Below are 16,102 nucleotides of genomic sequence, written 5' to 3'. Positions count from 1 at the left end.
CATGCGCCGCAGTCTCCCCACTCTCCGTCACATTCGCACATTGCTGCGCCGCCACGGCCCCGAAGCTCTCATCTGGCGGCGGCGTATCGCGATACTGGGCGGTGCGATCCTTGTCGGCCTTCTTGCTTTACTATTTGCGCGCCTGTCCGACTGGGCCGGTGAGGTGTTCCTGTCCGGCGCACACCGCTGGTGGTGGTTGCCATTACTCGCTACGCCTGCCGGCTTTGCAGGTATCGTCTGGCTGACACGCCGCCTGGCCCCACTTGCGAGCGGTTCTGGCATTCCACAAGTGATAGCCGCATCGCGCGAGCCCGAGGCAGGTATGAAGGCGCTTGTTTCGGCACGAACTGTGACCACGAAATTCTTCCTCACCATCGGCGCTCTGCTGTTTGGCGCGTCGGTCGGGCGCGAGGGGCCAACAGTGCAGATCGCCGCCTCGATTATGGGATATGCTCATCGGCTCATGGCGATACCGCTGAGTGCCTCTGTTTATATAGCCGGGGGCGCTGCGGGCGTGGCGGCCGCATTCAATACGCCGCTGGCGGGGGTTGCCTTCGCGATTGAGGAATTGGCTGCCGCCTATGAGCAGCGCATGACACTGCTCGTCATGGCGGCAGTGCTGATCGCGGGCATGGTGAGCCTCGGTCTCGCCGGTGACTATGTCTATTTTGGCGTGATGCGGCAGACCCTGAGCTTTAGTGCGGCCCTTCACGCCGCGCCGGTTGCAGGGCTGCTTGGCGGCCTTGCTGGGGGCCTGTTCTCGAGGCTCATGCTGGCTGCTGGCACGAGTGCCTATACCCCAATGGCCTGGGTGCGGGCACGACCCGTCCGCTTTGCCGCCCTGTGCGGGCTGGCCGTCGCGGCGCTCGGCGTTTCGACGGGTTTGACATGGGGAACAGGCTATCAGACAGCCAACGCGGTCATCGCGGGATCCGACGTCCCGATCTGGTTCGGGGCCACCAAATTCGTGACGACCTTGGCAACAGCGGTTTCGGGTTTGCCTGGCGGCATTTTCGCACCTTCCCTCTCCGTAGGCGCAGGAATAGGCGATATGCTGCGCAGCGTATTTCCTGAATACCCGTCCGGGGCCATCGTCCTGCTCGGCATGGTTGCTTATTTCACGGGGGTCGTAAGAGCGCCGCTCACCGCCGTCATCATCATTTCGGAAACCACCGCAAGCCGGGGCCTGATGATGCCGTTACTGGCGTCAGCACTGATCGCAGATTTCGCAGCACAGCTCGTTTGCAAGGAGCGGCTGTACCACGGGCTCTCGAAGCGCTTTATCGTTAATGACAACCCTCAACCGAACCCGTCTCGGGCACGTGAGGAAAATTAGGATGGCTACAGATATGGCGCATCCTCGGTTCACGCCCGTGCCACCAGACGTCGAGCGCTGCCATGAACACCTCCCGGGGTCATACCCTCTGTCAGTAGCAATGATGCAAGGAAACGGTCGGACCTATATGGTCCATTCGTCGGCGAGCCGAGCGGCGATACGGCTGCAGGGGTGGAAGCATCTGCCCGGCTCGGGTACCAGCAGTTTATGAACGCTCCCGATATCGCCATGCGCCCCTTTTCTATGATGCGCGCCTTTCTTGCGACCGAAGCGGCGGGGGGCATGATCCTGATCGTCTCAGCCGTCTTTGCGATGATCGTGGCAAACTCTGCCTTGTCGCAGATATATGTTGAGGCGCTCCACTACCATTTGGGCGGCCTCAGTCTGCTGCACTGGATCAATGATGGTCTGATGGCCTTGTTTTTCCTTGTCGTAGGGTTGGAGATAAAGCGGGAGGTGTTGGACGGGCAGCTTTCCCGATGGTCCGATCGGGTGCTCCCCGGTGCTGCAGCAGCGGCGGGCGTCGTGGCTCCGGCATTGATCTATGTGCTGGTCAACCGAAACGATGCAGCCGGCCTTCGCGGATGGGCGATACCCGCCGCTACGGATATCGCCTTTGCCCTTGGTGTGCTGGCGCTGCTAGGGAGCCGTGTACCATCGTCGCTCAAAATCTTCTTAACGGCGGTCGCGATCATCGATGATCTGATCGCCGTCCTGATCATCGCGTTTTTCTATACCGCCGATCTCAATCTCGTCCCACTCGCAGGCGCCGGGATGGGGCTCGGCATCCTGGTTCTGTGCAATCGTTTTGGCGTGCGGTCGCTCTGGCCCTACCTGATTATCGGTAGTGCAATCTGGCTGTGTGTTCTCCAGTCGGGCATCCACGCGACGCTGGCCGGCGTCGCGGTTGCCATGACCGTGCCACTTACCCGAACACCGGGAAAGCCTGACGATCAGAATTCACCTCTCTACAGACTGGAGCATGGCCTGCACCCGTGGGTCGCTTTCCTTATCGTACCCATCTTTGGCTTTGCTAATGCCGGTGTGTCACTGGCAGGCTTCGCACCGACCGACGCCCTTGCATCCGTACCACTCGGTGTTTCGCTCGGCCTTTTCCTTGGTAAGCAGATCGGGATTTTTACCGCCGTCTGGCTGCTCGTCCGTGCAGGCTGGGCGGAGCGGCCGCGAGACGCTGGATGGCGGCAGATTTACGGGGTCGCACTCTTGTGCGGCATCGGGTTCACGATGAGCCTTTTCATTGGCGGCCTAGCATTCGGAGAGGGCTCGCACCAGAATGATGCCGCTAAGTTGGGCGTTCTGCTGGCCTCGATCATTTCGGCTGCTGCGGGATACGTCATACTCTTTACCACGCCTAACCGGGATAATCTGGACCTAAAGGCAGCGATTGAAAAAGCCCATTGATTACGGAGATATCATCAGCTGGCTTGCATTTGCCGCCTCACTCCTTGCTCTGGTATATTGGGCCGACGGTTTCTCGCTGGGATAGGATCGTCACCCGCACGAGGCTGCAGGCTGTTAACTCGGGTCGGAAAGCAAGGAAGCTTTTCTCACGCCCGTCTCGGATTGGCAGGTTTAGGTATTAGCTGACGCCTGCCGGCCAGCGCGGGAATGTCGGGTTTGTCCCAACCCCTGCCCGACCGCCGCCGACCTTTTCACGACATTCACTGGGTTCTCAGCAGCGGTCCGTCCGCTTTTTTCCCCGCCGCGATCTGCGGGACGGTTGAAATGGAAAATAATTGGCGAGACGCGTCACCAGCGAAGCAGCCGCGGGCCGATCCATGCCCCTGCTCCTGCCGCAAGGAGTATTCCCAGCGTATACCAGGTCAACACGAACAGCGCGGACACCTCAGGGCAGTGCAGGCAATAGAGGGTAGCGGCCCAGGCGCCCGCCGACAGTCCTGCAGCGGCGCCAGCCACCCGTAAACGCGTCGGAGCAAGACGCCTGAAAGACCACAGCAATCCAGCGAAGATCGGGGCCGACAGCATCAGCACCAGCCATGGGCACTTCTTCCAGCTAGCGCCCAGCCACATTGCAAACCAGTCGCTGGACGGGACATGCGCCAATTCAGTGACGGCGAGAGCCGCCAGTAAAGCGAACGGAATCGTGACCGGCCAGAAGCCGATCAGCCTTATGGGTTCGGGTCTTGCGAGACGCGCCACAAGTGCGACTGCACCGATGCCGAGCGAGATCGTATAGGCCCACTTCATCCAGAAGGCGAAACCGCGCATGGCAAGTCCGAGATCGCTGCGGACCCCCAGGATGATGGAAATCAGCAGGAGCGTGACGGCCCCACCGCCGGCCATGCCCAACAACAATCGTCGTCCGACCGCATGACGCGGGACGGGCTTCAAGTCGCTGGCCAGGGAATCGATGAGCGTATCGAAGTTCATCGCCGTTCCCCCAGGATACGCGCGGCCAGCGCTTTCAGGCCAAGGTGGACCGAAACCTTCACATCGGATTCTCCGAACCCTGTCTCCCCGGCAACCTCAGCGACGCTCTGTCCTTCCATGCGAGTCTTGCGGATCAGCAAGGACTGCTTGTCGGGTAGGTCTGCCAGGAGCCGGTCGACATCCATGCGCGCGTTTGCGGCATCCTCGAAAGATTCCGAGGCCAGTAGGTCTTCCAGATCATCAATGGGGCAGGTCTGCCGCTCCCGTCGGAAGTGATCGATCATCTTGTAGCGCGCGACGGCAAAGAGCCACGCCTTGAACAGCCGGGTCCGATCGAAGCTCATACGGCGCGTATGCACGGCGATCAGCGTTTCCTGCACAAGGTCTTCGATGGCGTGGCCGTCGGTCATGGTTCGTTTGTAAAATCCCCGCAATATCGGGACGAGCTCGCGCAACAGCCTGGCGTGCGACGACGCATCACCGTCGAGCCCCTCCAACATCCATTTCTTGAGCTGGTCTTCGGTTACCCGCATGCACGCTCCTGCAAGTCCATTCGCGTGAAACAGCGAGATCGTTACAAACCGCAGTCGTTTTTCCGACGTCGGCGAGCAACTCGATCCACAACCGTTCAATAGCCGTCGTGGCACCCACACGGATTTTATATTTCTGGGCCTGTAACCAACCTGTGGGCGCCAACGTATGGGGATTGTCAGCCTGGCGGTTCTGCCGGGTCCCAAGCGAGAGGCAGACCCCCATGCCCAGCCAACGATCAGCACTGGCGTTTTTCACGGCCTCAGCCGCCGCGCTGTTGGCTGGCTGTGGCATCGCGCAGGCGCGGACGGCACAGAACGACCGCACTGTGGCCGATTCCGCTCAAAATCCGATCGTTGTCGAACTGTTCCAGAGCCAGGGATGCTCGTCATGCCCGCCGGCTAACGCTTATGTGAACGCGATAGCCGACCGTCCCGGCATCCTCGCGCTCTCATTTGCCGTCACCTATTGGGACCGGCTCGGATGGAAGGATATATTCGGCTCCCCTCGTTTCACCGAACGGCAGCAGGACTATGCCGCCGCCGGCCAGGGACAGGTCGCAACGCCCGAGGTGATCGTCAACGGCAGCCACGCCGTGGTCGGCAGCGACAAGCGCGCGTTCGACATGACGATTGCGAAGGCGGGCCCCCCGCGCGGCGGCCCGGCGATCATGCTCGATGGCACCTCCCTTCGGCTGGGCAGCGCAATGGCAGGTAAGCCCTCGACGGTTTGGCTGGTTCGCTATGATCCCCGATCGCGCAATGTTCCGATCCGCGCTGGCGAGAATGGCGGTCACACCCTCCCGCATCGCGACATTGTGCGCGAGTTGGTCAAGCTCGGCGAATGGACTGGGCCATCGACATCCTACGCCCTCCCTCAGGCGAACGAGCGGGGATTGTCATCTGCCATCCTCGTCCAGCGCGGGGTTGGCGGGCCGATCATCGCGGCGCGCAAACTTTGACATTTCCGGCCGTGGCATCGCGGCCCGCTACCCCTTCAAACGATGCCATCAAGGAGAACATCATGCGTATCCTCACCCTCGTCGCCATCTCGGCTTTATCGATCACTGCCGCCACACCTGCCCTCGCGCAGGACGCCATGATGCAAGGCGGCATGAAGTCCGACAAGATGATGAAAATGTCGACGGCCGATATGAAGATGATGAAGAAGTGCCAGGCGATGCCACACGAAAAGATGATGAAGAATGCCGGCTGCATGAAGATGTCGAAGATGCACCCCGACATGATGAAGGGCGACGGCATGATGAAGCCCAGTCACTGAGCCGATGGGCGCGGCGCCATGCCGCGCCCATTCCCTTCTCATTCCATCAGGACGTACGCCCATGTCGGTTCCCGATCCGCACGGTGACGCCCGTCAAGCTGATGATCGAACTCGCCCATGCGGCCGGTGCCCTCGTCCTCTTGGACGGCGCACAGAGCGTGTCGCACATGCCGGTGGACATGCGGGCGCTGGACCCCGACTTCTTCGTCTTCTCCGGGCACAAGATCTACGGCCCCACCGGCATCGGCGTGCTCTATGGTCGGCAGTCGGTGCTGGACGCGATGGAGCCATGGCAGGGCGGCGGCAACATGATCGAGGACGTGACCTTCGAGCATATCCGTTACCATGGTGCGCCCATGAAGTTCGAGGCGGGCACCGGTAACATCGCCGACGCCGTGGGCCTTGGCGCCGCGCTCGACTATGTGGAGGCAATCGGACGCCCCGCGATCTGCGCGCATGAGCATATGCTCATCAGCTCATCAGCTATACGGAGCATCCGCTTCGCCAGATAGCCGGTGTCCGCATCATCGGCGATCCCATGGAGCGGGCGGGCGTCGTGTCCTTCGTTATGGACAAATGCACCGTCCCCGCCATCGGTCAGGCCCTGGCACGGGAAGGCATCGCCGTGCGGGCCGGGCATCATTGCGCCCAGCCGATCCTGCGGCGCATGGGCGTGGAGGCGACGGTGCGCCCGTCCTTCGGCCTTTATAATGTCATGGAGGATGTGGATGCGCTGATCCGGGTGGTCAGGGCGCTGTAACGCATTTTCGGAGCAGATGGCGTCATCTGCCGGCCCGGAAAATGCGACAATACAGAATCAGAAGGGCAGGGTTCGATCCGGGTTGGTCGGACCCTGCCGTCCGACCTCTCCGCCATCCACCCCTCCACTGGCACGCCCGACCCGGCATCTGCTATGGCGGGCCGATGAAAAGCTTCCTGCTCTATGTGGCAACCGCACTGGCCGAGATCATCGGTTGCTACCTGCCCTATCTCTGGCTGCGGGAGGGCCGGTCGGTCTGGCTGCTCGTCCCGGCTGCCGTATCGCTCGCGCTGTTCGCATGGCTTCTCACCCTGCATGGAACTGCGGCGGGCCGTGTCTATGCCGCCTATGGGGGCGTCTATATCGGCGCCGCCATCCTGTGGCTGTGGGCGGTCGACGGGATTCGCCCGACAGCATGGGACATCGCCGGAGTAGCGGTGGCGCTGGCGGGCATGGGGCTGATTATGTTTCAACCGCGCATCATCGGCTGACGCAGGCCATCCGCGCCGAAATCCGGCACATGCCTCATCGCCGAGGAGGGGCAACCCCTCACACCGCCAGCCACCGGGGACAAAACCGTCAGGGCAGGATGAAGCTGACCGTCTCCCGGTTCGCCGTGCAGGCCGCGCCGCCACCGGGGCGATAGCTCGCCTCGTAGCGGAAGCCTTTCGCCATACCTGCGGCGGCATCGACGAAGATCAGCGGCGGATAGGCGACGATGGGGCGCGCGGTCGCGGTGCGGCCATCGGCGGTCACGTCGAATTCCAGGTTGACCCACCCCTCGAACCCCATCCGCATAGCTTCCATCGGATAGTCGTTGCTGTCCGCGCCGCTGCTCCGCAAGGCTGGTCGCACGCCGATCAGCGCGCATTGCTGCTCGGTCAGGCCCGTGCTGGCGAAGAACCGCTGCGCCGCCGCACCATCGCCCGCCGCCGCCGCGAGGTTGGCCAGCGTTATGCGCGCGGCCTGACGCAGGGGGTGACGGTCGGGCAGGCGGCCATCGTCCGCCACCTGCTGGAGCATGGCGGGCGCTTCCGGCAGGCGGCTACCGCGATATTTGGCGGATGCGAGGAGGAGCGCGGTCGCCGAAGACAAGGGATCGGCGGCAAAGGATGGTTCAGCGGCCATGGCCTGCAACGCCAGGCGCGCCTTGCGATCCTTCCCCGTTTCCCCGCTCAGAACCGAATTGATCCGCAGCCAGTTGACCACCTCCGGCGGGGCCTTTGCCTCCGTCGCGGCGGCCATCGCGCGCACGGTATCCTCACTGCGCGCCTCAGAAGAAGAGACGCTCAACGCCGCCACAACGCCCAGCGCCGCCGCCCGCTCGGCCGACCCCGCCGCAAACCGATCCTGCGCCAGCGCCAGACGCACCGCCTCCACCTTCTTCTGCCCCGACTCCTCGGTACGCAGGGCAGGCAGGCGACTGCTAGCCCATGTCCAGAAACGCGCATTCGCCGGCGACAGGATGGACGGCGCATCCCCGCCCGCCGTGCTGCACCGCATCTCCACCCGCATGCCGGTGCGATAGAAGAGCGGGATCGCCTTGATGCTGTCGGGCGACCAGTACCAATCGTCCACCGCACGGGCAAAGGCGGTCGCAACCGCGCGATTGCCGCGCGAATAGACCGTATTCGCACCCGCGACCGATCCATCCTCGTTGATGCTGAATTCCACCACGGCGACATCGTCGGGACGCAGGCCGGTTTCCTCCCCGCACAGGGGCGGGTCCATCGACATGCCGCGCGTGAAACGGGCGCCGCCCGCGATCCGACCGGCCCCGGTATAGGCGAGGTACAGCCGCGCATCCTCCTTGCGCCCGACCAGCGCCGCCGCCATGCCAAGGTCCGACCGCATCGACACTTCGTTCGTCGTCGTGCGGGCGGTCAGGCCGCCGCTCAGCTTGAGCGCCTGCTTCAGTTCCGCATAGCCTTCCTGCGTCTTACCCTGATTGAGCAGGGTGCGCGCGTGGAGGGAATGGAAGACGGCAAGGCTGTCCTTATTCTGGTCCTTCGGCGGCAGGGCGGAGATCAGGGCGATACCCTCCTCCGAATAGGCGAGGGAGGTCGTGCCCCCGTCGAACGCCGTCGCCTTCGCCAGTTCCGCCAGCACGCGCAGGCGGGAGAGACCTTTGACCATGCCCAGGACGCGCTGATACTGCGCGATCCCCCGGTCATGGTCATGATAGCGGATGGCCACATCGCCCAGCGCCTCGGTCGCGTTCACCACGTCGTTGACATAGTCGGGCCCGGCTTTCTCCAGCACGGGCAGGCCCTTCTGGATCGCCCGCTCTCCCTCCGCGATGCGACGGACGCGGACAAGGCAGCCACCCCTGCGCACGGAAACGACCGCCTCCGGGATTGAATCGGGCTTCAGCACCTTGCGTTTTTCCAGCGCGTCGAACAGGCTGGCCGCCGTCCGGCAATCCCCCTTTTCGGCGGCAGCACTGGCCTGATCGAACAGTTGTTGGGAAGGTAGTGTTTCCGGTGACGCCGCCACCGCGCCGGGAACTGCCGCTGCCAGCAGGAAGATCAATGCTGCGGCCATGCCTCTATTCCCCTGTCCATTCCCGTTGCACGGACTATTATGAAGACATGCCACGCTTGTCCATGATTCCACTGGCGCTTTTCGGCGCGATATTGAGTGGATATGGAGCATTTGCAGTAACGCCCCAGTCATCGGCGGATAATCGCACCATCATCCTCTTTGGCGCAAGCTGGTGCGCGCCCTGCCTGGTCGAACTGCGCAACCTGCCCAAGCTGGCGGCGGCGGCGGCACCCGACCGGCTGGTCATCGCCTGGACCGACGGTGCGGCCCGGCGGCTGGTGTCTGTGCACCCGGCCAATGTCGAACTGGTCGAGCAGGACCGCGCGCAACAGTTGCTGGAGGAGATGGCGGGCGATGCCGCGGGACTACCCTATGCGGTGATGCTCGACGGGCGCGGAAAACGTTGTGCCGAATGGCGCGCGCCCTTGATGCCGCCGGACGTGTCCCGCTTTCGCGCCCTGTGCCGCTAAACCGACTTACCCCCATCCTCTGCCACTAACTGATCGGTAGCGGACTAGGCGATGCGCCGCCGGTGCCGCCGATCTGGGCATGAGGTGCGCGCCACATCGCCCACCGCGCAGGGGCCATCCCGCCAAATCCAGAGACAAAAGCACGCCACGCTGGCGCGGCCAAACGCCGCGACGACCGATCCCATGGGATATCGCCCCGATCATGGGCGGTCGCCAACCCTCCCTGCCCGACTGCACATAATCTGACAGGCCACCGCATGATCGCGGATGAGGGCGTATTTACCCGTTGATCCGACAATTTACCAACCAACCCATCAGTAAGTAAAATTGCCACTCGGCTCCGCCTTCAAATATCACTCGGTCGGCCATATTGCGGAGGCGCACCGGAATCCAAAAAAATATCCTTATATTTCATGATACAGAGCAAAGTTTCATCCGAATCCCACTCTTGCCAAACCGTCACATAAATACATCATATGGCCTGACCAATTTTATGGGCCACTTGACTCACCATTTAAACTCCTACTATTTCCCTAACAAGCCGACGGGAATGAGATCGGCTCAATGGGAGAGGCTGGCACTGATCTGCGCGGGCATAGGCGGTTAATTTACGGACGACCGTCGCCAACAGCCCATTCCCCATCACGACCATCGGCAGATCATGCGGCGACCGGGAGGCCATTCCCTGGAACCGCGTGAAGAACATAAGCCGCGTTCGGCTGGGGCACCCGGAACATCGTTCAAACTCAAGGGGAGTCATCACAATGAAAACATTGCAGTCAGGGAATTTCCTCAAGGGCGTCAGCTTTGCCGCGCTCATCCTGTCGGGCGCCAGCGTTCAGGCGCAGACCGCTTCCGACAACAGCACCGTCGCCAATGCCGAAGCCGACATCATCGTGCAGGCTCGCCGCAAGGACGAAACATCGCAGGACGTTCCGCTCGTCGTGAACGCCGTGACGTCCGAGAGCATCGCCAAGCTCAACATCCGCAAGTTCGAGGACATCACGTCCGTCGTGCCCGGCCTGACCCTGTCGTCGAACGCCGACGGTATCGGCACCTCGTCGTCCATGCGCGGCGTCAACTATGACGTGAAGTCGAGCGGCAACAACGGCACCATCGAATTCTACATGAACGACGCCCCGATCTCGTCGGGCTTCCTGTTCCAGAACATGTATGACGTCGGCCAGATCGAAGTGTTGCGCGGGCCGCAGGGCACGCTGCGCGGTCGCGCATCGCCGTCCGGCTCGATCACCATCACCAGCCGTCGCCCCAACCTGCACGAGATTGGCGGCTATGCACAGGGCACCGCCACCACCCTCCAGGGCGGCAACGTCAACGGCGCGTTCAACCTGCCGGTCATCAAGGATGTGTTCGCCATCCGCGTCGCCGGCATCCTGGAAGAGAATGAGGGCAACCGGGTCCGCAGCGTCAACAACCCGACGACCAAGCCCTATTCCCGCACCGGCGGCCTGCGCGTGTCCGCCCTGCTCCAGGCGACCGACAACCTGTCGTTCAGCGCGACCTACCAGCATATGATCAGCCGCTCGCGCCAGTTCGATCAGGTGGAATCGACCGGCGTCATCACCGCACCGCTCGGCACCACCACGCCGATCACCGCCGCCGACCGCCGCGCCGTGGCGGAAACGCCGACCGCCATTCGCCAGCTGTTCAACATCTACAACTGGGCCGGCGAATATCATTTCGCGGGCCAGAAGCTGAACTATGTCGGGTCCAAGAGCGACCAGACGCTGCGCGTAAGCAACATGCTCGACGGCGGCGACTTCTTCGGTCCTGCTTTCGGCACGACCGCCGCGCCCAGCACGACCGGCAGCAACACCTACACCGAAGCGCATCAGGAATCGCATGAACTGCGCCTGTCGTCCGAAACGCCGCTGTTCGGTGTTCTGGACTATGTCGGCGGCGCGTTCGTCAACCGGCTGGAGTCGCCCAGCGACCTGACCCGTCAGACGCTGGTGTTCTTCGGCCTGCCGTCGCCCACCACCGGCAGCACCGCCGTCACCACGCCAATTTCCCGCCGTGGTCGCAGCATCGAGCGTTCGCTGTTCGGCAACGTCACCCTGCATCTGGGCGACGCGGCTGAAATTTCCGGCGGCGTACGCTACATCAACTACAAGGCGATCGGTTCGCTGGTCGTCAGCGGCGCAACCGTCGCGGCCGCCAACGAGAATGATAATTTCAACGCCTGGATCTACTCGGCGAACGCGAAATATCGTTTCAGCGACAATCTGATGGTCTATGCGAGCTTCGGTTCGTCCTGGCGTCCGGGCATCAACGTGGTGGGTGACTTCAACCCCACGCGCACCGCGCTGGAGCAGAGCTTCATCCGCCTCGCCCCGGAAGAATCAAAATCCTATGAAATCGGCGTGAAGTCCAACTGGCTGAACAAGCGCGTGACGTTCAACGTCTCCGCCTTCCATCAGGACTTCGAGAATTATCCCTATCGTGTCGGCGGCAGCGGCGTGTTCTACGTCAACACCAGCCGTGGCGCGGCCTTTGCCGACGTGTTCAACTTCGTCGGCGCGGTGCCGGTCAAGGTGGATGGCGTCGAGGTGGAGACATCGTTCCGTGTGACCCCGCACTGGAGCATCAACGCTTCGGGCAGCTATGCGCTGGGCAAGGTGCAAAACGGCCTGATCCCGTGCAACGACGCCAATGTCGACGGCATCCCCGACGCCAATGCGACCGTGCCCACCGTCACCAACGGGCGCCTGCCCAATGGCGATGTGGTTGCCGGCTGCCGCGTGAGCTATCGCTCCAGCTTCGCCCCGCTGGTGTCCGCCACCGTCTCCTCGGAATATAGCGTTCCGCTGAGCGACAAGGCGGATGGCTATCTGCGCGGCCTGCTGAACCTCTATGGCAATTCGCAGAACGACCCGGCCAACAGCATCGACGATGTGAAGAACTACGCTCTTCTCAACCTCTATGCCGGTGTCCGCGACCCCAGCGGGGCATGGGAACTCAGCTTCTACGGCAAGAACATCACCGAGACGAAGCGCGTCCTGAGCCGCAACGCCAGCGCCAACACCACCGGTTACAACATCGGTGCGACCGGCGTGACCGGCACGTCCAACTATCGCGGCATCACCTACACCGCCCCGCGCGAGTTCGGCGTCAGCCTCCGCTACGCCTTCGGTTCGCGGTAAATCGGGCACGGGAGCGTTTTCGCATCGGGGAACGCTCCCATCTCCCGGCCCCCGCTTGCGCGCCATTGGCGGCGAACGGACCGGTCCGAATAGTCTATAACGCTAACTTGGTCTCCCTGAGCTAGCGTCACACTGGCCGGTCGGTAATCCCGACCGGCCATTTTCTTATGTCCCGAATCTCCCTGCCTGCCGAACATTCCTATCCGCCGGTCAGAGGTACAGCCCGCTTCGCCCTTGACGGCGACGCCCCCCTCACCCCTATCATGACGCCCAGATCATCCGGCCCAGCGCCAACCCCTATATTGCCGGGAGGCGAAACCGCTTGCTAGACGTCGAGACCGCCCCCCGCTCCCGCATGAACAAGGATCTGCGGCGCGAGGCCATATTGACGGAGGCCATCCGCGCGCTGAGCGAAAAGGGCTATCATGGCTTCAGCATCAACGAGCTGGCGCGGCGATGCGGGCTGACGACGGCGGGCATCCTGCACCATTTCGGGTCCAAGCAGGGCTTGCTGATCGCCCTGCTCGACATGCGCGACCGGCTCGACCAGCAGGCCATCCTCCCCTTGCTGGCGCCGGAGGACCGTCGTGTCCCCTCCACGCGGGACAGTTGCCTGACGACCCTGCGCGCCATCATGGCGCGCAACGCCGAACAACCGGAAATCATCCGTCTCTATGCGATATTGCGGACAGAGGCGGTGGTGCCGGACCATCCCGCCTTCACCTTCTTTCGCACGCGCGAGATGGCTGTCCTCAACGTGTTTCGGGACATGGTGTCGGACCTCGTGCCCGACCCGCTGTCGACCGCGCGCCAGATATTGGCCCTGATCGGCGGGCTGGAAATGCAATGGCTCCGGGAAAGCCGCATCTTCGACCTGGTGGCCGAATGGGACAGCGCGATCAGCAAGATTCTGCCACCCCCATCCTGATGGCGCAGGGAAACTCCGCTTGGCGAGACGGCCGCGGCATCGACCATCCGCAACCCATCCCGCGATTTCGCCATTTAGAAAGTTGATTTTATGAACTAATGAAAAGAGAGAGGAATAGTTGACGGCAAAGGTTCGATTTTCCGCTTTTTGGCGCATTGACCCTGCCCTTGAAATATTTTACTCATACAAATAAATGAACGGCAAACCGGCTCACAACCCCTCCACGAGAAAAGGGCGCACGGGCATGTAGGAGAGGAAGGTCTATGCTGAGACGAGATTGTTCCGCGACCCAAAGCCGCTCCCGATGCGTGGGTCCGCGCTGAACTGGTAACGCTACCGCTCAGCCTCATATCCCGGCCGTGATACCCGGCCTGTGTCCATCCGCTGCATGGCTCGCCGTTTCCCGGCCCCTCTCCCTTCTCCTTTTGTGCGAAACCAAGGACCGATATTGCAATGAAACCCATACGCTATGGCATGATCGGCGGCGGCAAGGGCGCCTTCATCGGCGGCGTCCATCGTACGGCTGCGGCGATTGCCGGCAATTGGCGACTGGTTGCCGGCGCACTGTCCTCCACCCCGGAGCGGGCGCGCGAATCCGGTGAGGCGCTCGGCCTGCCCGCCGACCGCATCTATGGCAGCTGGGCTGAAATGCTGGAGCGGGAAAGCGCCCTGCCCGCCGACGAGCGGATCGAGGCGGTGGCCATCGTCACACCCAACCACCAGCATGCACCGCCCGCCATCGCCGCGCTGGAGGCCGGATTCGACGTCATCATCGACAAGCCGCTGGCCGACAGCCTGGCCAACGCCCACGCCATCGCGGAAGCCGCCGCGCGCACCGGTCGCCGCATCGCGGTCACCCACACCTACACCGGTTATCCGCTGGTGAAGCAGGCCCGCCGCCTGATCGCCGCGGGCGACTATGGTCCCGTCCGCCGGGTGATGGTGAAATATACGCAGGACTGGCTGTCGCGCGCCGCCGACCTGGAAAATAACAAGCAGGCCGCATGGCGCGTCGACCCCGCCCAGTCAGGCGATGCGGGCGCGTTCGGCGACATCGGCACCCATGCCGCCAATCTGGTCGAGTTCATCACGGGCGAGCGCATCGCGTCGATCAGCGCGGAACTGACCATGCTGGACGGACGGCGCATCGACGATGACGGCGCGGCCATGTTCCGCCTCGCGGGCGGTGGCAAGGGCACGCTGACCGCCAGCCAGATTTGCGTCGGTGACATCAACGACCTCGCCATCTCCGTCTATTGCGCGGAAGCCGGGCTGCACTGGCGGCAGGAGGAGCCGAACAGCCTGCGCGTCGGCTATCGCGACCGGCCGACCGAAATCTGGCACGCGGGCGCCAACCGCGCCTATCTGGCCAGCGACATATTGGCGATCCAGCGCACGCCCGGCGGCCACCCGGAGGGCTATCTGGAAGCCTTCGCCAACATCTACGCCGCGTTCGGCGCCGCCATCCGAGGCGAGGCGCAAGCGGGTGACGAACCCGGTTACGCGACGATGGAGGATGCCCTGTCCGGCATGCGCTTCATCCGCGCCAGCCTGCAATCCAGCAGCCAGAACGCTGCCTGGATCGACCTTAGCCAGATCGCCTGAAGGAGTTTCCCATGAAGGGCCCCGCCATCTTCCTCGCCCAGTTCGCCAGCGACGAGGCGCCGTTCAACTCCCTGGACAGCATCACCCGCTGGGCGGCCAGCCTTGGCTATAAGGGCGTTCAGATCCCGACATGGGATGCGCGCCTGTTCGACCTGAAACGCGCGGCCGAGAGCCAGGATTATGTGGACGAGGTGCAGGGCATCTGCGCCGCGAACGGCATCGCGATCACCGAATTGTCGACCCATTTGCAGGGCCAGCTTGTCGCCGCCCACCCCGCCTATGATGCGGCCTTCGACGGCTTTGCGCCCGCCGAACTGCATGGCAACCCCGCCGCGCGACAGGCATGGGCCGTGGAGCAGGTGAAGCTGGCCGCCCGCGCCAGCCGCCGCTTCGGCCTCACCGCGCACGCCACTTTCTCCGGCGCGCTGCTGTGGCACATGGTCTATCCCTGGCCGCAGCGGCCCGCGGGGCTGGTCGAGGAGGGCTTTGCCGAACTGGGCCGCCGGTGGAAGCCGATCCTCGACGTGTTCGAGGATAATGGCGTCAACGCCTGCTACGAACTGCATCCGGGCGAAGACCTGCACGACGGCGTGACCTTCGAACGGTTTCTGGATGCGGTGGACGGCCATCCGCGCGCCAACATCCTCTACGACCCGTCGCATTTCCTGTTGCAACAGCTCGACTATCTGGCGTTCATCGACATCTATCATGAACGGATCAAGGCGTTCCACGTCAAGGATGCGGAGTTCCGCCCCAATGGCCGTGCGGGCGTCTATGGCTCCTATTCGGGATGGGTGGACCGGCCGGGCCGTTTCCGCTCGCTGGGCGATGGCCAGATCGACTTTGGCGCGATCTTCTCCAAGCTGACCCAATATGGCTATGACGGCTGGGCGGTTCTCGAATGGGAGTGCGCCCTCAAGCATCCCGAACAGGGCGCGGCCGAGGGTGCGCCCTTCATCGCGCGGCACATGATCCGCCGGGCGGAGAAAGCCTTCGACGATTTTGCCGGGACGGGCGCGGACACGGCGCTGCTTCGGTCCGTGCTGGGCCTCGATTGAGCGCGGAGGGAGA

Annotated in this window: 15 protein-coding genes; 12 read left to right on the top strand and 3 right to left on the bottom strand. The window is 63.1% G+C overall.

Going from position 1 to position 16,102, the window contains the following annotated elements:
• The first annotated feature begins 1 nt into the window (after position 1).
• Positions 2–1,336 (top strand): chloride channel protein, encoded by a 1,335-nt coding sequence (locus LWE61_RS05480; RefSeq protein ID WP_234149014.1) that lies wholly within the window; start codon positions 2–4, stop codon positions 1,334–1,336.
• A gap of 207 nt (positions 1,337–1,543) precedes the next feature.
• Positions 1,544–2,758, top strand: coding sequence for a Na+/H+ antiporter NhaA (gene nhaA / locus LWE61_RS05475; RefSeq protein WP_234149013.1), 1,215 nt, complete (start codon positions 1,544–1,546; stop codon positions 2,756–2,758).
• A 348-nt stretch (positions 2,759–3,106) separates the two neighbouring features.
• Here the strand turns inward: nhaA and LWE61_RS05470 are convergent, their stop codons facing one another.
• Together LWE61_RS05470 and LWE61_RS05465 are read right to left on the bottom strand one after the other, a co-directional pair.
• Positions 3,107–3,748 carry a DUF1109 domain-containing protein gene (locus LWE61_RS05470; RefSeq protein ID WP_234149012.1) on the bottom strand — a complete coding sequence of 214 codons (642 nt, stop codon included), beginning with the start codon at positions 3,746–3,748 and terminating at the stop codon, positions 3,107–3,109.
• A complete protein-coding gene (locus tag LWE61_RS05465) occupies positions 3,745–4,281 on the bottom strand; it encodes a sigma-70 family RNA polymerase sigma factor (protein ID WP_234149011.1) in 537 nt (178 codons plus the stop codon). The genes LWE61_RS05470 and LWE61_RS05465 overlap by 4 nt, the downstream gene beginning before the upstream one ends.
• A gap of 221 nt (positions 4,282–4,502) precedes the next feature.
• Here LWE61_RS05465 and LWE61_RS05460 point away from each other — a divergent pair, with 221 nt between their 5' ends.
• From LWE61_RS05460 to LWE61_RS05440, 5 genes are all read left to right on the top strand, one after another.
• On the top strand, positions 4,503–5,240 hold the full coding sequence (locus LWE61_RS05460; protein ID WP_234149010.1) for a DUF1223 domain-containing protein: 738 nt from the start codon (positions 4,503–4,505) through the stop codon (positions 5,238–5,240).
• A 62-nt stretch (positions 5,241–5,302) separates the two neighbouring features.
• Positions 5,303–5,560 (top strand): hypothetical protein, encoded by a 258-nt coding sequence (locus LWE61_RS05455; protein WP_234149009.1) that lies wholly within the window; start codon positions 5,303–5,305, stop codon positions 5,558–5,560.
• An 83-nt stretch (positions 5,561–5,643) separates the two neighbouring features.
• On the top strand, positions 5,644–6,072 hold the full coding sequence (locus tag LWE61_RS20765) for an aminotransferase class V-fold PLP-dependent enzyme (protein ID WP_234149008.1): 429 nt from the start codon (positions 5,644–5,646) through the stop codon (positions 6,070–6,072).
• A 26-nt stretch (positions 6,073–6,098) separates the two neighbouring features.
• Entirely contained in the window at positions 6,099–6,320 is a 222-nt protein-coding gene (locus tag LWE61_RS20760) for an aminotransferase class V-fold PLP-dependent enzyme (RefSeq protein ID WP_407696192.1), read from the top strand.
• Positions 6,321–6,484: 164 nt separating this feature from the next.
• Positions 6,485–6,811 (top strand): YnfA family protein, encoded by a 327-nt coding sequence (locus tag LWE61_RS05440; RefSeq protein WP_234149007.1) that lies wholly within the window; start codon positions 6,485–6,487, stop codon positions 6,809–6,811.
• An 88-nt stretch (positions 6,812–6,899) separates the two neighbouring features.
• On the opposite strand, the gene LWE61_RS05435 is transcribed toward LWE61_RS05440, so the two are convergent.
• Entirely contained in the window at positions 6,900–8,864 is a 1,965-nt protein-coding gene (locus tag LWE61_RS05435) for an energy transducer TonB (protein WP_234149006.1), read from the bottom strand.
• A 56-nt stretch (positions 8,865–8,920) separates the two neighbouring features.
• Here LWE61_RS05435 and LWE61_RS05430 point away from each other — a divergent pair, with 56 nt between their 5' ends.
• From LWE61_RS05430 to LWE61_RS05410, 5 genes are all read left to right on the top strand, one after another.
• Positions 8,921–9,334 carry a thioredoxin domain-containing protein gene (locus tag LWE61_RS05430; protein WP_234149005.1) on the top strand — a complete coding sequence of 138 codons (414 nt, stop codon included), beginning with the start codon at positions 8,921–8,923 and terminating at the stop codon, positions 9,332–9,334.
• 764 nt (positions 9,335–10,098) lie between these two features.
• On the top strand, positions 10,099–12,498 hold the full coding sequence (locus LWE61_RS05425; RefSeq protein WP_234149004.1) for a TonB-dependent receptor: 2,400 nt from the start codon (positions 10,099–10,101) through the stop codon (positions 12,496–12,498).
• 322 nt (positions 12,499–12,820) lie between these two features.
• Positions 12,821–13,426 carry a TetR/AcrR family transcriptional regulator gene (locus tag LWE61_RS05420; protein WP_234149003.1) on the top strand — a complete coding sequence of 202 codons (606 nt, stop codon included), beginning with the start codon at positions 12,821–12,823 and terminating at the stop codon, positions 13,424–13,426.
• A 453-nt stretch (positions 13,427–13,879) separates the two neighbouring features.
• Positions 13,880–15,031: a Gfo/Idh/MocA family protein gene (locus tag LWE61_RS05415; protein WP_234149002.1), complete on the top strand. Its 1,152-nt coding sequence runs from the start codon at positions 13,880–13,882 to the stop codon at positions 15,029–15,031.
• 11 nt (positions 15,032–15,042) lie between these two features.
• Positions 15,043–16,089 carry a sugar phosphate isomerase/epimerase family protein gene (locus LWE61_RS05410; RefSeq protein ID WP_234149001.1) on the top strand — a complete coding sequence of 349 codons (1,047 nt, stop codon included), beginning with the start codon at positions 15,043–15,045 and terminating at the stop codon, positions 16,087–16,089.
• The last annotated feature ends 13 nt before the right edge of the window (positions 16,090–16,102 follow it).

The organism is Sphingobium sufflavum, assembly GCF_021403115.1.
GTDB classification, from domain to species: Bacteria; Pseudomonadota; Alphaproteobacteria; order Sphingomonadales; family Sphingomonadaceae; genus Sphingobium; species Sphingobium sufflavum.
Note: the sequence above shows the minus strand (reverse complement) of the source record. Positions and strands in the feature narration are given on the sequence as shown.